General features: G+C 70.6%; 18 protein-coding genes. 14 read left to right on the top strand and 4 right to left on the bottom strand.

Annotation, left to right across the window (positions count from 1 at the left end; genetic code table 11):
* The first annotated feature begins 36 nt into the window (after nt 1–36).
* The 14 genes from ETD86_RS22455 to ETD86_RS22390 all read left to right on the top strand — a co-directional run bounded on the left by ETD86_RS22455 (nt 37) and on the right by ETD86_RS22390 (nt 14,361).
* The gene (locus ETD86_RS22455) at nt 37–690 is read left to right on the top strand and encodes a hypothetical protein (RefSeq protein WP_138668124.1); all 654 of its coding nucleotides are present in this window, start codon (nt 37–39) and stop codon (nt 688–690) included.
* 10 nt (nt 691–700) lie between these two features.
* Nucleotides 701–1,474: an enoyl-CoA hydratase/isomerase family protein gene (locus ETD86_RS22450; RefSeq protein ID WP_138668123.1), complete on the top strand. Its 774-nt coding sequence runs from the start codon at nt 701–703 to the stop codon at nt 1,472–1,474.
* Between the two features lie 56 nt (nt 1,475–1,530).
* Entirely contained in the window at nt 1,531–1,878 is a 348-nt protein-coding gene (locus ETD86_RS22445; RefSeq protein ID WP_138668122.1) for a hypothetical protein, read from the top strand.
* Complete coding sequence (locus tag ETD86_RS22440; RefSeq protein ID WP_246148082.1) at nt 1,875–3,086, top strand: DUF6395 domain-containing protein; 1,212 nt, start codon at nt 1,875–1,877, stop codon at nt 3,084–3,086. The genes ETD86_RS22445 and ETD86_RS22440 overlap by 4 nt, the downstream gene beginning before the upstream one ends.
* Nucleotides 3,087–3,180: 94 nt before the next feature.
* Complete coding sequence (locus ETD86_RS22435; RefSeq protein ID WP_138668120.1) at nt 3,181–4,023, top strand: M55 family metallopeptidase; 843 nt, start codon at nt 3,181–3,183, stop codon at nt 4,021–4,023.
* A 14-nt stretch (nt 4,024–4,037) separates the two neighbouring features.
* On the top strand, nt 4,038–5,597 hold the full coding sequence (locus ETD86_RS22430) for a flavin monoamine oxidase family protein (RefSeq protein ID WP_246148081.1): 1,560 nt from the start codon (nt 4,038–4,040) through the stop codon (nt 5,595–5,597).
* Between the two features lie 72 nt (nt 5,598–5,669).
* Nucleotides 5,670–6,182, top strand: coding sequence for a YbaK/EbsC family protein (locus tag ETD86_RS22425; protein ID WP_138668119.1), 513 nt, complete (start codon nt 5,670–5,672; stop codon nt 6,180–6,182).
* A 121-nt stretch (nt 6,183–6,303) separates the two neighbouring features.
* Nucleotides 6,304–8,316, top strand: a complete 2,013-nt coding sequence (locus ETD86_RS57110; RefSeq protein ID WP_211370231.1) for a serine/threonine-protein kinase — start codon at nt 6,304–6,306, stop codon at nt 8,314–8,316.
* A 16-nt stretch (nt 8,317–8,332) separates the two neighbouring features.
* Entirely contained in the window at nt 8,333–10,138 is a 1,806-nt protein-coding gene (locus ETD86_RS22415; protein WP_138668118.1) for a serine/threonine-protein kinase, read from the top strand.
* 102 nt (nt 10,139–10,240) lie between these two features.
* Entirely contained in the window at nt 10,241–11,440 is a 1,200-nt protein-coding gene (locus tag ETD86_RS22410; RefSeq protein ID WP_138668117.1) for a serine/threonine-protein kinase, read from the top strand.
* 230 nt (nt 11,441–11,670) lie between these two features.
* The gene (locus tag ETD86_RS22405; protein ID WP_138668116.1) at nt 11,671–12,450 is read left to right on the top strand and encodes an electron transfer flavoprotein subunit beta/FixA family protein; all 780 of its coding nucleotides are present in this window, start codon (nt 11,671–11,673) and stop codon (nt 12,448–12,450) included.
* An 18-nt stretch (nt 12,451–12,468) separates the two neighbouring features.
* The gene (locus tag ETD86_RS22400; RefSeq protein ID WP_138668115.1) at nt 12,469–13,422 is read left to right on the top strand and encodes an electron transfer flavoprotein subunit alpha/FixB family protein; all 954 of its coding nucleotides are present in this window, start codon (nt 12,469–12,471) and stop codon (nt 13,420–13,422) included.
* A 295-nt stretch (nt 13,423–13,717) separates the two neighbouring features.
* Nucleotides 13,718–13,972, top strand: a complete 255-nt coding sequence (locus ETD86_RS22395; protein ID WP_138668114.1) for a type II toxin-antitoxin system Phd/YefM family antitoxin — start codon at nt 13,718–13,720, stop codon at nt 13,970–13,972.
* Nucleotides 13,966–14,361 carry a type II toxin-antitoxin system VapC family toxin gene (locus ETD86_RS22390; RefSeq protein WP_246148080.1) on the top strand — a complete coding sequence of 132 codons (396 nt, stop codon included), beginning with the start codon at nt 13,966–13,968 and terminating at the stop codon, nt 14,359–14,361. The genes ETD86_RS22395 and ETD86_RS22390 overlap by 7 nt, the downstream gene beginning before the upstream one ends.
* A 291-nt stretch (nt 14,362–14,652) precedes the next feature.
* Here the strand turns inward: ETD86_RS22390 and ETD86_RS22385 are convergent, their stop codons facing one another.
* Genes ETD86_RS22385 through ETD86_RS22370 form a run of 4 tightly spaced genes read right to left on the bottom strand, consistent with a single transcriptional unit; the run spans nt 14,653 to nt 18,471 of the window.
* The gene (locus ETD86_RS22385) at nt 14,653–16,053 is read right to left on the bottom strand and encodes a sensor histidine kinase (protein ID WP_211370230.1); all 1,401 of its coding nucleotides are present in this window, start codon (nt 16,051–16,053) and stop codon (nt 14,653–14,655) included.
* A 20-nt stretch (nt 16,054–16,073) separates the two neighbouring features.
* On the bottom strand, nt 16,074–16,781 hold the full coding sequence (locus ETD86_RS22380; protein WP_138668112.1) for a response regulator transcription factor: 708 nt from the start codon (nt 16,779–16,781) through the stop codon (nt 16,074–16,076).
* A gap of 23 nt (nt 16,782–16,804) precedes the next feature.
* Nucleotides 16,805–17,569, bottom strand: coding sequence for a YibE/F family protein (locus ETD86_RS22375; RefSeq protein WP_138668111.1), 765 nt, complete (start codon nt 17,567–17,569; stop codon nt 16,805–16,807).
* Entirely contained in the window at nt 17,566–18,471 is a 906-nt protein-coding gene (locus tag ETD86_RS22370) for an ABC transporter ATP-binding protein (RefSeq protein ID WP_138668110.1), read from the bottom strand. Before ETD86_RS22370 ends, ETD86_RS22375 begins: the two co-directional genes overlap by 4 nt.
* Nucleotides 18,472–18,500: the final 29 nt, after the last annotated feature.

Genomic DNA, 18,500 nt, shown 5'->3' with positions numbered 1-18,500 from the left:
GGCATGCCGGGTCCGCCGCCGGGTAGCGGGATCGGCATGAGCAAGACCGACAAAGCGGTCCTCGACGTGCTGCTTGACCGCTATGGCACCACGTTCGCGGGCGAGGCCGGGATCAAGCTGTCGGACCAGCCGAGGCCGCTGTACCAGCTGCTCGTCCTGGCCACCCTGCTCAGCGCGCGGATCTCGTCCGGCGTCGCGGTCGCGGCCGCCAAGGAGCTGTTCAAGGCCGGGTACGGCACGCCCAAAGGCATGCGGGACGCGAGCTGGCAGGACCGGGTGGACGCGCTGGGCCGCGGCCACTACCGCCGGTACGACGAACGTACCGCCACCATGCTCGGGGACGGCGCCGAGCTGCTGCTCGACCGCTGGAAGGGCGATCTGCGGCGGCTGCGTGACGAGGCCGAGGGCGACGACAGGAAGATCGCCTCGCTGCTGATGGAGTTCCCCGGCATCGGGCCGACGGGGGCGGACATCTTCCTGCGCGAGGTCCAGGCCGTGTGGCCCCAGGTCATGCCGCACCTCGACAAACGGGTGCTGGACGGCGCGGGCAAGCTGGGGCTGCCCCGCCAGGCCCGCCCGCTGGCCGAGCTGGCCCACTCGGGTGAGGAGCTGGCTCGCCTGTCGGCGGCGCTCGTACGCGTGTCGCGGAGCAAGAAGACGGTTGATGAGGTGAAGTCCGCCGCGCGATAGGTTGCAGACCATGGGTGAGTTTGTGAGCGTCGAGGTAGCCGATCAGATCGCCACGATCCGTCTGGACCGTCCGAAGATGAACGCGCTCAACGGCCAGGTCCAACTGGAGATCGCCGAAGCCGCGCGCCTCGTGGACGCCGACCCGCAGGTGCAGGCGGTGATTCTGTACGGCGGTGCGAGGGTCTTCGCCGCCGGCGCCGACATCAAGGAAATGGCCGACATGTCCTACGCGGACATGGCCCCCCATTCCCGCACGCTCCAGGCGTGCTTCACGGCGGTCGCCCAGATCGGCAAGCCGGTCATCGCCGCCATCACCGGCTACGCCCTGGGCGGCGGCTGCGAGCTCGCCCTGTGCGCCGACTTCCGGGTCGCCGGGGAGTCGGCCAAGCTGGGGCAGCCGGAGATCCTGCTGGGCATCATCCCCGGCGCGGGCGGCACCCAGCGCCTGCCCCGCCTCATCGGCCCCGCCCGCGCCAAGGATCTGATCTTCACCGGCCGCCACGTTCCCGCCGCCGAGGCGCGGGAGATGGGACTGGTGGACCGGGTGGTGCCGGACGAGCAGGTCTACACGGCCGCGCTCGAATGGGCCGCCACGTTCGTGGGTGGTCCCGCGATCGCGCTACGCGCCGCCAAGCAGGCGGTGGACCAGGGCCTGGAGGTGGATCTCGACACGGGGCTGGAGATCGAGCGGCTGCAGTTCTCGGCGCTCTTCGCCACGGACGACGCCAAGATCGGCATGCGGGCGTTCGCCGAGAAGTCCAAGCCCAAGTTCACCGGCCAGTAGGCCCGTTCGTTCAGGCCGTCCATGTGGCTCCGGGTTTGCCACTATGGTGGCGTTTCATGATGCGCGTCCTCGTCGCTGCCCGGCTCCGCAAGGCCGTGCGCACCTGGTTCGACTCTCGCTACATCTCCATCGCCGACCACCGTCGGGACATCAAGGACGCGCTCTGGGAAGTCCAGACGCTGCGGCGGGAAGTGGCCGGCCTCCAGGATGAGGTGGAGCGGCTCAGGAACGCCAAGCCACCGATGGCGGCCGACAAGGCGAAGGCCGACGACACCTACCGGCTCGCCCAGGAGACGGCGAAGGCGCTGGACGGGGTGCTCCAGAACGAGGTCCTCGTCTGGCAGGCCATCGACGAGCTCCGTGGCCGCCGCGCCGCCGAGGCGGGGGAGTGGCCTTGCGTGTGACGTGGGCTGTGACCTCGACCGGCGGGGACCTGAGCTTCCGGCTGGACCCTGAGGACGAGATCACCGGACGGGCCTCCGACGACTATCCCGTCAAGCTGGCCACCAACTCCTGCTCCATCGGCGGTGTCCCCGGCGACGCCCATCCCGACCTGTTCGCGGTCGCGGCCTGGACCGTCGTGGCGCCGTGGACCCGGCGGCGGATCGTCTTCGACCGGGCCATCTCGGCCGAGCTCGCCGCCGTCCTCCACGACGGCTGGGGCGTCGAGGCCGGGCCAGTGGGCGCGCAGGCCAGACAGGCGGGGCGCACGCTCGCGATCTCCTACAGCGGCGGCGCGGACTCCGTGGCCGCGGCCACGATCTACCCCGAGGCGCCTTTCGTGCACTTCCAGCGGGTGGCGCATCGGCGGGTGCCCAACCGGTGGCCGCATTACCGGGCCGACGTGCTGGCGGAGCTCGCCGCGACGACCGGCCGGGCGGTGAGCACGGTCACGTCCGACCTGGAGTTCACGCTCGCCGAGCCGAGGCCGGGCTACCCGGAGCATCACGCGGTGGCGGCGGGGGCGCTGCTCCTCGCCGACCGGCTGGACCTCGGCGGGCTGGCCTTCGGGTACGAGCTCGGCTCACGCTGGCTGGGTGGTGACCGCTATCTGCTCCGGTACACGCCCGACAACCCCATGTGGGCGCCGCACAGCCGATGGGGGAGGTTGTTCGCCGCGGCCGGGGTGCCCATCGCGCTGCCCGTCGGTGGCGTCAGCGAGGCGATCACCATGCGGGTGGCCATGAGCTCCGACCTCAAGGGGCAGGTGCGCTGGTGCTTGCGCGGCACTTCCGGCCCCTGCCGTACGTGCGGCAAATGCCTGTACAAGGAGCTCATCCAGGCCGCCGTCGAGCGGCGGCCGCTCGACACGCCCCTCACCGCCGACCGGCCCGTCGTGCGCAAGTGGCTCGGGAAGCCGCCGTACGGCGGTCAGGAGATGATCGAGTACGGGCTGGCGCGGGTTCCCGGCATCGAGAACACCGTTTTCGCGCGGGCGCTCGACTACTTCGAGGCCACGGAGGAGTCGACGAGCTGGCTCGACCACTGCTACCCGCTGGCCGTCGACGAGATCCCGCCGCAGTGGCGTGATCAGGCGGCCGCGTTCATGACGGCCCACGTCGGCTTCATGACCGAGGCCGAGGCCCGCCGGGTGGAAACATGGGGCCTCTGACCCCCACCCGCCCCGGCAGCCGGCCCTCGGCGAGGGCCGTGGAAGCATGGTGGGTCGGCCGTGCAGGTCTGGGGCTAGGTGAGGAGTTGGGTTCGTGAAGGTTTACCTGTCGGTGGACATGGAGGGCGTGACGGGGCTGACCGACCCCGAGGAGATGCACGCCGGCAAACGCGGCTACGAGCGCGGTTGCGAGCTGATGACCGCTGACGCCAACGCCGCCGTCGCGGGCGCGTACCAGGCCGGGGCCGCGAATGTGCTGGTCAACGACGCTCACGGATCGACCAAGAACCTCAGGATCGACCTGCTGGACGAGCGGGCCACGCTCATCCGGGGGCCGGGCAAGGCGCAGCGGATGGCCCAGGGCCTCGACGGCTCGTTCCAGGCCGCCGGTTTCGTCGGCTACCACGCCCGCGCGGGGGTGCAGGACGGCGTACTCAACCACACCTGGATGGGCAAGGAGATCCAGAACGTCTACCTCAACGGCGAGCTGTGCGGCGAGACCCGGCTGGTCGCGGCGTGCGCCGGGTTCCACGGCGTGCCGGTGGTGCTGGTCACCGGGGACGAGGCGGTCGGTGAGGAGGCGCGCGAGCTGCTCGGCGACGTCGAGACGGTCGCGGTGAAGAAGGGGATCGACAAGTTCTCGGCCGAGTTGCTGCCGCCGGCCGTCGCCCAGGCTCAGATCCGTGAGGCCACGGCTCGCGCCCTCGGTCGGTTGAGCGACTTCACGCCCTACCGGGTGGCGGCGCCGTACACGCTCGGGGTGGAGTGGAACTCCACCGCCATCGCCGCGGCCGTCGCGCTGATTCCCGGCGTGAAGACCGCCGGCTCGCGGCACATCGAGTTCACCACTGACGACTTCACCCAGATCATGGCGCTGTTCGGGATCTTCGCCACCATCGGTGGCCAGGTCGCCTGCGGCAGCGGCCCCTACGGCTGAGGGAGGGGAGGGGCGTGGAAGGCGCGAGCTCCGCGGTGCTGACCCGGCGGGGACTGCTCGTCGGGATCGGGGCGGTGGGTGGCGCGGGCGCCATGTACGCCGCCATGGGCGCCCTGGGCCTGGCGCCGTCCGGGCAGGACAAGCAGTTCGCCGCCCCCAGGCCCGGCGACTTCGCCCTGCGCGGGAAGGCCGCGGCCAAGGTGGTGATCCTCGGCGCGGGCGTCGCCGGCTTGATCGCCGCGTACGAGCTCGGCAAGGCCGGCTACGACTGCACCCTCCTCGAGGCCAGGGAGAAGGCGGGCGGCAGGAACCTGACGCTGCGCGGCGGCGACCGGCTGACGGAGCTGAACGGCCCGGCCCAGGAGGTGACGTTCGGCGAGGGCGTCTACTTCAACGCCGGTCCCGGCCGCATCGCCCCCTGGATGGTGACCCTCGACTACTGCCGCGAGCTGGGCATCCCCATCGAGACGTTCGTGAACAACAACGCCTCCGCCTACGTGCACACCAACGGCCAGACGGTACGGGCCCGCACCGCGCGAGCCGACATGTACGGCTATGTCGCCGAATTACTTGCCAAGGCCACGAACCTCGGCGCCCTCGACAAGACCATCACCCAGGATGACCAGGAACGCCTGCTCGACTTCCTCAGAAGGTTCGGCGACCTCGGCCCCAAGCTCGAGTACGAGGGCTCCCACCGCCGCGGTTTCGTGAAATATCCGGCAATCGACCTCGGCGCCCCCCTCGACCGCCCCGGCACCCTCCGCCAGGTCCTCGCCGCCGGCACCGGCCGCGCGATCACCAACGACTTCGGCTACGACCAGGCCACCCCCATGTTCCAGCCCGTCGGCGGCATGGACACGATCGTCGCCAGGCTCACCGAGGCGGTAGGCGAGGACCGGATCACCACGGGCGCCAAGGTCACCAAGATCACCACTCTGGCCGACGGCGTGGAGGTCGTCCACGACGGCGGCACCGTCAAGGCCGACTACTGCATCGCCACCCTCCCGCCGCACGTCCTCGCCAAGATCCCGCACAACCTCGGCCCCCAGGTCACCGCCGCGCTCAGGACCCCGGTCCCGATCGCCGCCGGCAAGATCGGCCTGGAGTACGGCACACGCTGGTGGGAGCTGGAGGACCGCGTCTACGGCGGCGTGACCGAGACCGACCTGGACATCACCCACATCTGGTATCCATCCCACGACTACCACTCGGAACGCGGCGTCATCGTCGGCTACTACAACACCGAGCGGAACGCCGAGCTCTACGGCGCCCTCACCCCGGAGGACAGAAGGCGCAGGGCGCTCACCCAGGGCAAGAAGATCCACGGCGACAAGTACCGCCAGAACCTCCTGTCCAGCGTCTCCATCGCCTGGGAACGCCAGCCGCACATCCAGGGCGGCTGGGTACGCTGGCCCGCCTTTGATTCGTCCTTCACTCTTCTGCAACGCCCCGCGGGGAGGGTTTACTTCGCGGGCGACTGGCTCACCCACCTGATCGCGTGGCAGGCGGGGGCCATGGAGTCCGCCCGCGGCGCCGTCACCCAGCTGCACCAGCGCGTGTTGCAGTCGCCGTGACAGCACGCTGCTCCCTGGACCGCATAGGGTCCTGGGAGAAGCGATCTTTGGAGACGGGCTCGAGGAGATGGGATGACGTTGCACTGGGTCCCCGCGACCGAAAGGGCCGACCTCCTGGCCGATCCCGTGGCCCACGCCGTGGCCGGCATGGAGGGCGTCGAGGTGGCCGAGATCGACCCTGATCTGGCCGACACCGCGGCGTTCTGCGAGCGGTACGGAGTACGGCTCGACGAATCGGCCAACTGCGTGGTCGTGGCGGCCAAACGGGGCGGCGAGACGCGCTACGCCGCCTGCATGGTGCTGGCGACCATGCGCGTCGACGTGAACGGCGTCGTACGCAGGCATCTCGACGCCCGCAAGGCCAGCTTCGCGCCGATGGACGACGCGGTCGAGCTGACCGGGATGGAGTACGGCGGCATCACGCCGCTCGGCCTGCCCGACGACTGGCCGATCCTGGTGGACGCGCACCTCGCCGAGCACCCGAGGGTGGTGATCGGCAGCGGCGTGCGCAGGTCGAAGCTCGCCGTCTCCGGCGCCACGCTGACCGGGCTGAAGCGAGCCGAAGTAATTCCCCTGGCAAACTGAAGCCGATTCGAGACCGTTGGATGGGAAACCGATGAGGCCATTGCGGACGTTGTACGAGTGGGAATGTGGCCTCATGGTTCATCTCGTGGGCGAGGATTAAGCCGGTATGGTGCTTCATGCCATGAACGATGACCGACTAGGCCCTTACCGGCTGCTCAGGCGGCTCGGTGAAGGCGGGATGGGCGTTGTCCACCTCGCTGTCGACCCGCAGGGGCGGCAGGTGGCGGTCAAGGTCCTGCGCGGAGAGGTCGCCGGCGACGAGGTCGCCAGGCGGCGGCTTTCGCGCGAGGTCGAGACCATGCGCCGGGTCCGGAGCAAATACATCGCCGAGGTCGTCGACGCCGACGTCACCGGTCATCGTCCCTACATCGTCACGCGTTTCGTGTCGGGCCGCCCGCTCGACGAGATCGTCAAGGATGACGGCCCGCTCGACCTGCCCGCGCTGATCAGGGTCGCGCACGGGGTGGCGGCGGCGCTGGCCGTCGTGCACTCGGTAGGCGTGATCCACCGAGACCTCAAGCCCGGCAACGTCATGATCCTGGACGGTGAGCCCGTCCTGATCGACTTCGGCATCGCCCAGGCGGTCGACGCGACCAGGCTGACGCAGACCGGCATGTTCATCGGCACGCCCGGCTACCTCGCGCCCGAGATCATCGAGGGGCAGGAGGCGGGGCCCGAGGTCGACATCCACGCGTGGGCGGGCACGCTGCTGTTCGCCGCGACCGGCCAGCCGCCCTTCGGCAAGGGCACGCTGGAGATGGTCTTCTACAACATCACCGCGGGCAAGGCCGACGTCAGCGCCGCCCCGGCGACGTTGCAGCCGCTGCTCAAGGCGGCCTTCCAGCGCCTGCCGCACAAGCGCCCCAAGGCGGCGGACCTGGCCGAGCAGACCGCCAGGCTGATGCCCAAGGCGCCGCCGGGCGGCACGCCCGACGAGATCTCCACCGTGCCGCACCCGGAGGCGCAGCCGCCGCGCACGACGGACAAGTCGGCCCCTCGCGTGACGGACAAGTCGGCCCCTCGCGTGACGGACAAGCCGGCCTACGACATCTCGACGCCGCCGGTCACGCCCAGGCGGCTGCTCGAAGGCCAGGACCAGCCCGCCGGGCCGCCGCAGGAGCAGCCGTACGTCTCGCTGCTGCCCAATCAGGCCGACCCGTGGCCGACGCGCCGGGTGACGCCCGAGGAGCTGCGGCAGATCCAGCGCGAGGGCGCGGCGGTGCCGCCGCCCAGCCAGCCGTGGCCGCAGCACCGGGCCAACAACCATCCGGCCGTGCCGGGCGAGGCCGACGTGCCGACCAGGCGCGTACGCCCCGACTCCCCTGACTACGGCAGGCTCAACGCGGGCCCCGGCCCGGTCACGCCCACCCCCGACATGGGCCGGGTGGGCCGCGGCCCTGATGTGCCCGACTACGGCAGGCCGAGCCCGACGCCGATCCAGCCGCCTCCTTACATCCCGGCGCAGCCGCAGCAGTATCCGCCGGACCCGAGGACCAAGCGGGAGCCGTACATCCCGGCGGCGGCGCCTGGCAACGCACTGCAGCGTTCCAGGGCCTACGGCGTGGCGAGCGCGATGTTGCTCCTCCTCATGACCGTGGCGGCGCTGCTGGCGCCCGTGGTGGTGGCCGCCGTGGCGATCCCGATCGCGGTGCTGCTGCGCGCGGCCGACCTGGCGCAGCCCCAGCTGACCGCCCGGCGGGCCGCCGGCGCCGCCGCGCTCGACGTGATCCGGGTGTTCGCCTACCCCAAGGCGCTGGCCAAGTCGGTGGGCATCACGCTCGCCCTGGTGCTCTACGCGCTCATCCTCGGGCTGCCGGTGACGCTGCTGCTCACGGTGGTGGCCAGGATGGACCCGGCCAACGCCCTGGCCTGGGGGGCGGCGGTCGCGTTGTGGACCGTTTGCGCCGGGCCCGGAGTGGAGGGTCCCGGCAAACAAATGCGCAGAACGCTCTCATCGCTCGTACCCTCGAGAACAGCGGCGATGGTGATGTCGGGAGTTCTCGCGGTGGGTGCCGCGCTCTCGCTGATCCTCGCTTACGGCACGTTCGGGGACAAGGCAAGGGGGGCCATATGGACTCCGTTGGACGTCTATCCAGTGGCGGAGCTGCTCAAGGATCTGAAGGACGGGGGATGACACGGGGAAAGCGGCGATGAACACCGAAGCACCAGAACGCCTCGGCCCGTACCGGCTCGTCAGGAAGATCGGCGAAGGCGGCATGGGGGTCGTCCACCTCGGTCTCGACGGCGAGGGCCGCGAGGTCGCCATCAAGGTGCTCCATCAGCACGTGGCCGCCGACCTCAAGGCGCGCGACCGGCTGACCCGCGAGGTCGAGACCATGCGGCGGGTACGCAGCCCGTTCGTCGCCGAGGTCATCGACGCCGAGCTCGTGGGCGGCCAGCCCTATGTCGTCACCCGCTTCGCCCCCGGCCGCACGCTGGAGGACACCGTCCTGACCGACGGCGCTCTGGAGGCGCGGCAGATCATCAGGCTGGCCCAGGGTCTCTGCCAGGCGCTGGTGGCCATTCACGCGGCCGACGTGATCCATCGCGACTTCAAGCCGTCCAACGTCATGCTGGTCGACGGCGAGCCGCTGGTCATCGACTTCGGCATCGCCCACCTGGTGAACGCCACCCGGCTGACGCAGACGGGCATGTTCGTCGGCACGCCCGGTTACCTGGCGCCGGAGATCATCCGCGACTCGGACATCACCCAGGCGGCCGACGTGCACGCCCTGGCGTCGACGGTGTTCTTCGCCGCGACCGGCGCGCCGCCCTTCGGCACGGGGACGTTCGAGGCGGTCTGCTTCAACATCATGGAGGGGCGGGCGCAGATCGACAAGGCGCCCGCGTGGTTGCGCGGCTGGCTCAGCCGGGCCCTGCAGGTCGACCCGGCGGCCCGGCCCAGCGCCCACGAGCTGCTGCGGATGGCCAGGGCGCTCGACCCGTCGGTGACCACGTTCAACGAGACAGCCTCCTTTGACGGGCCTACCGGGACCAAGCGCATGGGCAGCGGCACGCGCGTCATGGACTCGTACTCCGACCTGCTGCCTCCGGTCCGGTACGCCAAGCCCGCCCCGCCGTCCCCGGCGCCGCCGCGGCGCGAGGAGAAGCGGCGTGAGGAGAAGCGCCGCGAGCAGAAACCACCGCCGTACGTGCCGGCGCCGATGGCCGCCCGGCCGCCGCATGCCGACCAGCGGGTGGCCGGCTACCCGGCGCCGCAGCCGCGTACGGCCCCGCCGCCACCGGCGCCTCGGTACACCCCGCCGCCCCAGTACACTCCGCCGGCCGAGCGTAAGAAATATCTGTTCGGCAGCCAGTTCACGGGGCTGTTGTTGCTGGTGACGCTGATCGCGCTGACCGTCATGATGCCGGTCATGGTGGGCGCGGTGGCGGTCGTGCTGGCGCTGGTGCTGCGGCTCGGCGAATACCTGTTCGGTGACCTGGTCAAGCGGCGGCAGATGCGCGGGAACAGCGGGGCGGACCCGCTGCTCGTGGTGGTCGGCACCCCCTGGGCGCTGGTGAAGTCGGCGCTCGTGACGGTCGTGCACGTGCCGCTGGCGCTGCTGTTCGGCGTGTGCGTCTGGGGAGTGCTCCACTGGGTGGGCCAGATGGGCGTCAACGAGGCGGCCGCCTACGCGGCCGGCGCGTTCGCCGCCGGTCTGTTCGTGCTGCCGGGCGGTGGCGCGCCGCGCAAGGCCGTCACCCGGTCGCTCACCGGCGTCCTGCGTACGCCGGGCGCCGCCCTGGTCGCGGTCGTGCTGGTGGGGACGGCGGCGTTGTTCGCGGTGATGTTCGCGCTGGGCCAGGAGCCGGTGTGGTCGCCGTGGCGGGCGCCGGAGTCGGTCATCAACGAGCTGGCCAGCGAGGCCAGGCAGAGCACGGTCGGACTGATCACCGGATTGATCGGGAGCCTGCTCGACGGGCTCGGGCTGGGCTTCCTGACCAACTGGTCCTGAGGCGTCCCCGCGGCCTGCCGGAAGGTATCCCCGTCCGGGGACGGCGCGTCAGGAGGACGGCGCCCGAGTGTCCCGGCGAGCCGTCAGGGGGAGAGTAAAGGTATGAGCGAGCGTCTCGGCCCCTATGAGCTACTCTCCCGGCTCGGGGCGGGCGGGTTCGGCGAGGTGCACCTCGCGCTCGACGCCGAGGGCCGTACGGTCGCGGTGAAGCTGCTGCACCCGCACGTCGCGGCCGACAGCGGAGCGCTCGCCCGGCTGGCGCGTGAGGTGGAGACCATGCGCAGGGTCAGCGGGCCGCACGTGGCGGAGGTGCTCGACGCCTCGCTGGAGGGCGCCAGGCCCTACCTCGTGACCCGCTACGTGCAGGGCCGCCCGCTCAGCGCCCTGCCGGCGCCCGTGGACGACCTGCGCAGGCTGGCCTCCGGGCTGGCCGGAGCGTTGCTGGCCATGCACGAGGCCGGGGTGATCCACCGCGACCTCAAGCCGGCGAACGTGATGATGGCCGAAGGTGATCCCGTCGTCATCGACTTCGGCATCGCCAGCGCGCTCGACTCGCTGTCGGTCACCGCCTCGGGCGCGGTGGTGGGCACGCCCGGCTACCTCGCTCCCGAGGTGCTGGAGGGCAAGCAGGCGGGCCTGGAGGCCGACGTGTTCTCGTTCGGGGCGACGCTGGCGTACGCGGCGACCGGGCGGCAGCCGTACGGGCGGGGTCCGGCGTCCGCGGTGGCGTACCGGGTCGTGCACCATCCGCCCGATCTGGAAGGCGTGCCGGAGTGGCTGGCGCCGCTGTTACGGGAGTGCCTGTCCGTGGATCCGGGCGCGCGGCCGACGGCCGCGGGGATCTGCGCCAAGCTGGGCGTCGCCCACGTGCCGTCCCCTCCGCGGCGCCGTTCCCCCGGCGCGGCCGACCATGCGATGACGATGGAGTGGCGGCCGGGCAAGGACCGGCATCGGCGGTCGGTGGAGGAGTCGAGGGCCCGGCATCGGGAGAAGGTGCGCCGGCGGTGGCTGATCGGCTCGGGGCTGTTCGTGTCGTTGCTGGCGGCGGCCGCTCGGGAGCCGCTGCCCGAGGTCGCGCTCTTCCTGCTGGCGGCGTACGCGCTGGCCGTGGTGGCGGACGCGGGGGTGGCGGTGTTCTCGCGGGGCCCGTACCGGCGCAGTCGCATGATCGTGGATATGGTGAGCGTTGCGGGGGTGGCCGGGCTCTGTTTCGGGCTGGCGGCGATGTTCAGCACGTTCACGCTGGCGCTGTTCGCGGGCACGGCGCTGGTGGTGGGGATCGTGTTCCTGCTGTCGGCGTGACGTTCGGGGCCGGGCCTGATGGTCGCCAACAGAATTAAGCTCGGTATGGTGGCTATTGTTCGTCCGCACCCGCGGCGGTTTGCGCGTAAGCTACTCATGGGTAACATGACCGCGACAAGCCACCCTCTGCCGGGGGCCCGGAGGACACCTGGCAGTCTGGACAGCATTGCATCCGGCGCCCACCGCAGCGACGCGGTGGCGCACGCGAAACGGGAGGTCGGCCACCGGCCATGAACATCGTCGTCTGCGTGAAGCAGGTCCCCGACACGGCGACCGAGCGCAAGCTGCGGTCCGATGACAAGACGCTCGACCGCGACGCCGCCGACGGCGTGGTCAACGAGCTTGACGAGTACGCGGTCGAGGAGGCGCTGAAGCTCAAGGAGGCCCACGGTGGCGAGGTCACCGTGCTCACCATGGGCCCAGGCAGGGCCACCGAGACCATCCGCAAGGCCCTGGCCATGGGTGCCGACAAGGCCGTGCACCTGAGCGACGATGCCCTGCACGGCTCGGACGCGCTGTCGACCTCGTACGCGATGGCCCAGGTGCTCAAGAAGATCGGGTTCGACCTGGTCATCCTGGGCTCGGAGTCCACCGACGCGCGCACCGGCGTGCTCGCCGCCATGCTGGCCGAGCGCCTCGGCGCGCCGCAGCTCACGCTGGCCAACAAGGTCGAGATCGAGGGCACCTCGATCACGATCCAGCGCCTCACCGACTACGGCTTCGACAAGGTCGCGGCCTCGCTGCCCGCCGTCGTGTCCGTGGTCGAGAAGATCAACGAGCCGCGCTACCCGTCGTTCAAGGGCATCATGGCGGCCAAGAAGAAGCCGGTCGAGACGCTCGCCATCGGCGACGCCTCCATCGACGCCGCCCAGGTCGGTCTGGCCGCTGCCTGGTCCGAGGTCGTCGACTTCGCCGCGGCCCCGCCGCGCGCGGCCGGCACGATCGTCAAGGACGAGGGCGACGGTGGCGACAAGGCCGCCGAGTTCCTCGCGTCCAAGAAGTTCATCTGAGAACGGGGGTTTACTGAAATGTCGGAGATTCTCGTTCTCGTCGAGCAGGTTGACGGCGAGGTCAAGAAGGTCACGCTGGAGCTGCTCACGCTGGCTCGCTCCCTCGGGACCCCCGCCGCCGTCTGGGCCGGCCCCGGCATCACGCCGGACGCCAAGGCCAAGCTGGCCGAGTACGGCGCCGAGAAGATCTATGTCGCTCCGTCGAGCGACATCGTCGAGTACGTGGTCGCGCCGAAGGCCGAGCTGCTCGCCCAGCTGGTGGCCGGCAAGTCGCCGTCGGCCGTGCTCGTCGCCGCCACGCCGGAGGGCAAGGAGATCGCCGGCCGCCTCGCGATCAAGACCGACTCCGGCGTCATCACCGACGCCGTGGGCCTCGGCGAAGGCTTCGTGGCCGACCAGTCCATCTTCGGCGGCGGCATCAACGTGCAGTCGAAGGTCCGCAAGGGCACCCCGATCGTCGCCGTACGCCCCAACTCCACGGCCCCCGCACCCGCCGCCGGGGCCGGGACGGAGGAGGAGATCTCGGTGGCGCTGTCCGACGCGGCCAAGGCGGCCCGCGTCGTGGAGCGCGTCAAGCAGGAGAAGGGCGCCCGCCCCGAGCTGACCGAGGCCGCGATCGTGGTCTCCGGCGGCCGCGGCGTCGGCTCGGCCGAGAACTTCTCCATCATCGAGAACCTGGCGGACGCCCTGGGCGCGGCCGTGGGCGCCTCGCGCGCCGCCACGGACGCGGGCTGGTACCCGCACCAGTTCCAGGTGGGCCAGACGGGTAAGACGGTGTCGCCGCAGCTGTACATCGCGGCGGGCATCTCGGGGGCCATTCAGCACCGGGCCGGCATGCAGACCGCGAAGACGATCGTCGCGATCAACAAGGACCCGGAGGCCCCGATCTTCGAGCTGGCGGACTATGGCGTGGTGGGCGACCTCCACCAGGTCGTGCCGCAGCTCACGGAGGAAGTCAAGAAGCGGAAGTAGGTTGTCTGGGGGCAAGCACGGTCTTCGCCAAGAAGCGCTACGCGCAAGGAAGCTCAGGCTGTGACTTTGGGGGGCGCGGCCCCCCAAACCCCCGGCTCAAGAGCCGCTTCGCCGATTTGTCGGCCGATCGCGTACGCGCTCCCCGGCCATCCATGATCGGTCTCGAGGGAACGCTTGAGGAGTTGAACCTCGAGTCTCGACTTCATGATCACGAAGGTTCTTCAGCGTCTCCCTTTCCTCAAACGAGGTCACGAAGGCATTGCTACGCTTGTAGCGCATAGCCTACGCTCGTGGTATGACAGCTATTCCTGCCCGAGAATTGCGAAACAACACTGCCGATGTTCTGCGGCGTGTTGAATCCGGCGAGGAGATCGAGGTTCTGCGAGACAATCGCCCGGTCGCGAAGATCATCCCGTTCTCTCGCCGCCGCCGATGGATCTCCGCTGTCGAAATTGGTACCGAACTGACCCGTCTCGGTGCGGACACCACAGGCCTTGCGGGCGAACTGCGGGAGACGCTCACCGAGACGACGGACGATCTCCCGTGGTAGAGCGCAAACGCGCGTTGGCTGACACCTCGATCTTCATTGGGCTAGAGGCGGAGCGCTTCGATGCCGGCCGGTTCGCCGACTATGAGTGGGGTGTCTCTGTGGTGACCCTCGGTGAGCTGAGGCTCGGTGTGCTTCAGGCTCGCGATCCTGACACATCGGCCCGACGGCTCTCCACGTATCAGCTCGCCGAACGTTTCGAGCCCATCGCCATCGACGAGCCGGTCTCCGACGCATGGGCTTTGCTGGTTTCTCGACTACGTGCCGCCGGGCGGAAGGCACCCATTAGCGATAGCTGGATCGCCGCGACGGCCATCGCGCACAACGTTCCCGTCGTCACACAGGATGCGGACTACGACGAAATGCCAGGCGTCGAGGTCATCAAGCTCTGAACCTCACGGCTGTAGATCAGTTGATCGCCAACGTCGCATGCATGCGGTGAGCAAGATCATGGCCGATGGCTGGTCGGCGCTTCAGGACATGGCGTCGGGTAGCGACATGACGAGGCCGAGCCCAGGCTCTCATCCCGTGCCTGAGAGCAGAGTTGATCGAGAGGCAACACGTCCGCCGAACCTGACACCTGTCATGGGCGACCCGGAATCACGGCGGCCAACAGAGTTGGCTGCGTCACTCTGATGCAGATTGCCGCAGCTCAAATGGCTTGCGTGGGCGTTCCGCTGGAATCACTGAGCCGGGAGGTGGATGTGGAAGGCGGCGCCTTCACCTGGGGAGGAGCGGACCTCCACCCGTCCCCCGTGGGCGGTGACGATGGAGCGGACGATGGCGAGGCCCAGCCCCGCGCCTCCCGTCGTGCGGGTCCGTGAGCTGTCCGCCCGGTAGAACCGGTCGAAGACTCTTGCCGCTTCCCCGGCGCTGAGTCCCGGGCCCTCGTCTGCGATCACCAGCACGGCCTCCGAGCCGGACGTGCCCACGCCGATCCGCACCGGGGTGCCCGGTGGTGTGTGGGTGACGGCATTGCCGACCAGGTTGCTGACCACCTGCCGGAGGCGAGCCTCGTCGCCCAGCACCGGGGCGCTCGCCGCCGGCCCGCCGGACGGCCCGGTGAAGGCGATCGGGCGGGACGGGTCGAGGGCGGAGAAGTCGTGTCGGGCGTCGGCGGCGAGCGTGCGAAGGTCCATCGGGGTGAGGTCCAGGGCAGGGCCGTCGGTGTCGTCGAGGCCCGCCAGGAGCAGCAGGTCTTCCACCAGGCGCGCCAGGCGGCCCGACTCGCTTTCGATACGGGCCAGCGCCGGTCCGGCCTCCGTGCCGCCCATGCGGTACAGCTCCGAGAAGCCCTTGATGCCGAACAGCGGGGTACGGAGCTCGTGGCTGACGTCGGCGACGAAGCGGCGCATGCGGGCCTCGGACTCGGCGCTGGCCGCGACGCCCTGCTCGATCTGGGCGAGCATCTTGTTGAGTGAGCGCGCCAGTCGGCCGACCTCGGTGTTCGGCGGGGCGGGCTCGGGCACGCGCCTGGACAGGTCGCCGTCGGCGATGGCTGCGGCCGTTTCCTCCACGCGGCGCAGCGGCGCCAGCCCTGCCCTGATGGCGATGCCGCCCAGCAGCGTGAGCACGGCGAGCAGCACCGAGCCCGCGATCAGGCACGCGGCGCGGACCCTGTTGACGGTGGAGTGCATCGTCTCCAGCGACACGGCGGCGACCACGCCGGTCCATTCTGCGCCGGTGCGCGGCAGTGCCATGGCCCGCCATTCCTCGCCGTCCGGCTCGTGCAGGGTGAACGGCCGGCCCGCGTGGGCGGCCACTGTCGCGGCGTCGAGCTCGGGCAGGTCGGGGCCGGCCGGGTCGCCCAGCTCCCGGAGGACCGTGCCGTCGGCGGCCAGGTAGGCGACGTACCCCTTCTCGATCAGGCCGAGCTCTCCCAAGCCCAGCGGCACCCGGCTCCCCTGCCGCTCGATCAGGGTCGTGAGGCGCTCCGGAGGGATCGCGGACACCAGTTTGCCGATCGCCGTGAGCTGCGCGTCGACGCGGGTCATGAGCTGGGTCTCGAGTTGGCGCAGCATGACCGAGCTCACCGCCACCAGGCCGATCAGGAGCAGGCCCACCGTGATGGCCAGCAGCCTCACGCGGAGGGACAGTCTGCCGATCACTGTCGTCTCGGCTTGCGAAGCACGTAGCCGACCCCGTGCACGGTCTGGATCAGCCTGGGCGCGCCGTCGGAGTCGAGCTTGCGGCGCAGGTAGCTCACGTACGTGTCCACGATGCTGGTGTCGCCGGCGAAGTCGTAGCGCCAAACGTGTTCGAGAATCTGTGGTTTGGGCAGCACGTGGCCGGCGTTGAGCGCCAGGTAGTGGAGGAGGCGGAACTCCGTCGGCGACAGGCGCACCGGACGGCCCGCTCTGGTCACCTGGTGGCCGTCGGGGTCGACTTCCAGGTCGCCGACGACGATCGTGTGGTCGTCGGGGACCGCGCCGGTGCGCCGCAGGATGGCCCGGATGCGGGCGAGCAGCTCCTCCAGGTCGAACGGTTTGGTCACGTAGTCGTCGCCGCCCAGCCGGAGCCCGTTGATCTTGTCGGCTGTCGCGTCGCGCGCGGTCAGGAACAACACGGGTACGGGACCCGGCCTGCCGCCTGCCCGCGGGAGGCTCCGCAGCCGGCGGATCACCTCGAAACCGTCGAGGTCGGGCAGCATGACATCGAGCAGGACCAGGTCGGGCGGGTCACGCCGGGCCGACTCCAGCGCCTGGGCGCCGGTCTCCGCCGAGCTCACCGTGAAGCCCGCGAACCGTAACGTCGCCGAGAGCAGCTCCTTGACGGTGGGCTCGTCGTCGACCACCAGCAGTCTCTCGCCCACAGCACCTCCCCGGTCCAGAGTAGTCAGGCGTCGCGGTTCTTGAACTGGACGAACGCGACGACCAGCATGACCGCCACGAAGGCGACGAGGATGCCGGATCCCACCCAGACCGGGAGCTCGGACGTTCCGGAGACGGTCTGGAAGGCGGCCATGTTCGGCCAGTAGGTGGCGACGAAGTCCCGCACCGGTCCGGGGGAGACCGTGGAGAATATCGGCAGCAGGAGGAAGGCGGTGCTGACGTTCACGGCGGCGGCCGTGCCGCGCAGCAGGAAGCCGAGCGCCAGCCCGAACAGCGCCAGCAGCGTGAACACCAGCGGCCCGAGCAGCAGCAGCCGCAGGGCGGCCGGGTCGCCGGGCATGGTGTACGGCGCGCCGCCCGCGGCCAGGGTCGTCTGGCTCGCCACGTACATCAGCCACACCGCCGCCCCGCTCACCGGCAGCGCGGTCAGCGCGGTCAGCCCCACCTTGGCGGTCACCAGGCGGCCCCTCCTGCCCACGGCGGCGACGCTGGCCCGCATCGTGCCGGAGCCGTACTCGGAGGAGGCGACCAGCACGCCCAGCGCCGCCACCAGCAGTTGCGCGATGAACAACCCGCGCATGCCCATGTCGAGAGGCTGGAACTCCAGGCGTTCCTGTGGTGTGGCCGAGGCGTACTGATTGGCCGCGGCGTTGCTGAACAGCCACCCGAACGTCCCCGACGCCGCGACGGTCGCCAGTGACAGCACCATGGTGGCCCTGATGCTGCTGAACTTGGTCCACTCCGCCCTGAGCACTCCCGCGTCGATCATCGGGTCGCCCCCGCTCCGTACTCGACGCTGTCCCGGGTCAGCTCCATGAACGCCTCCTCCAGCGACGTGCGCCGCGGGGTGAGCTCGAACAGCGGCACCCCCTCGGCCGCCGCCAGCCGCCCGATGTCGGGCGCCGTCATGCCGGTCACGATCAGCGCGCCGTCCTGGCCCGCCGCCACGTGCGCGCCGGTCAGCTCCAGACGCCGGGCGAAGGAGGAGGCCTCGGGCGTGCGTACGAGCACCGCGGCGCCGTTCTCGGTGAATTCCCCGACGGCCGCCTCGGCGATGAGCCGGCCCTTGCCGATCACCACGAGGCGGTCGGCCGTCAGCGCCATTTCGCTCATCAGGTGGCTGGAGGCCAGCACCGTACGGCCCTCGGCGGCCAGGCCGCGGAGGAGCGTGCGCATCCACAACACGCCTTCCGGGTCCAGGCCGTTGACCGGCTCGTCGAGCAGCACCACCGGCGGGTCCCCGAGCAGGGCGGCGGCGATGCCCAGCCGCTGGCTCATGCCCAGCGAGAAGCCGCCGGCCTTCCTGTTCGCCGCGTCCGTCAGCCCGACCAGGTCGAGCACCTCGTCGACGCGGGCCGGCGGGAGGTCGTTCGTCTGTGCCAGGTAGAGCAGGTGCTTGCGTGCGGTGCGGCGCGGGTGCACGGCCTGGGCCTCCAGCAGGGCGCCGACCGCGCGCAGCGGGTGCGGGAGGTCCTGGTGGCGGCGGCCGCTGATGGTGGCGGTGCCGGAGGTGGGCAGGTCCAGGCCGAGGATCATGCGCATGGTCGTGGTCTTGCCTGCGCCGTTCGGGCCCAGGAAGCCGGTGACCAGGCCCGGCCGTACCGTGAAGGTGAGATCGTCCACGGCGAGCACGTCGCCGTAGCGTTTGGTCAGTCCGCTGAGCTGGATCATGCGTCCAGGGTGGGGCGGCGGGTTGGGGG

It is taken from the genome of Nonomuraea turkmeniaca, from assembly GCF_005889735.1.
Classification (GTDB): domain Bacteria; phylum Actinomycetota; class Actinomycetes; order Streptosporangiales; family Streptosporangiaceae; genus Nonomuraea; species Nonomuraea turkmeniaca.
This window is presented reverse-complemented; position numbering and strand designations above follow the sequence as displayed.

Coding starts and splice junctions, on each gene's coding strand:
- ETD86_RS22455 (WP_138668124.1), top strand. CDS start 37: ATGAGCAAGACCGACAAAGCGGTCCTCGACGTGCTGCTTGACCGCTAT.
- ETD86_RS22450 (WP_138668123.1), top strand. CDS start 701: ATGGGTGAGTTTGTGAGCGTCGAGGTAGCCGATCAGATCGCCACGATC.
- ETD86_RS22445 (WP_138668122.1), top strand. CDS start 1,531: ATGATGCGCGTCCTCGTCGCTGCCCGGCTCCGCAAGGCCGTGCGCACC.
- ETD86_RS22425 (WP_138668119.1), top strand. CDS start 5,670: ATGACGTTGCACTGGGTCCCCGCGACCGAAAGGGCCGACCTCCTGGCC.
- ETD86_RS57110 (WP_211370231.1), top strand. CDS start 6,304: ATGAACGATGACCGACTAGGCCCTTACCGGCTGCTCAGGCGGCTCGGT.
- ETD86_RS22415 (WP_138668118.1), top strand. CDS start 8,333: ATGAACACCGAAGCACCAGAACGCCTCGGCCCGTACCGGCTCGTCAGG.
- ETD86_RS22410 (WP_138668117.1), top strand. CDS start 10,241: ATGAGCGAGCGTCTCGGCCCCTATGAGCTACTCTCCCGGCTCGGGGCG.
- ETD86_RS22405 (WP_138668116.1), top strand. CDS start 11,671: ATGAACATCGTCGTCTGCGTGAAGCAGGTCCCCGACACGGCGACCGAG.
- ETD86_RS22400 (WP_138668115.1), top strand. CDS start 12,469: ATGTCGGAGATTCTCGTTCTCGTCGAGCAGGTTGACGGCGAGGTCAAG.
- ETD86_RS22395 (WP_138668114.1), top strand. CDS start 13,718: ATGACAGCTATTCCTGCCCGAGAATTGCGAAACAACACTGCCGATGTT.
- ETD86_RS22375 (WP_138668111.1), bottom strand. CDS start 17,569: ATGATCGACGCGGGAGTGCTCAGGGCGGAGTGGACCAAGTTCAGCAGC.
- ETD86_RS22370 (WP_138668110.1), bottom strand. CDS start 18,471: ATGATCCAGCTCAGCGGACTGACCAAACGCTACGGCGACGTGCTCGCC.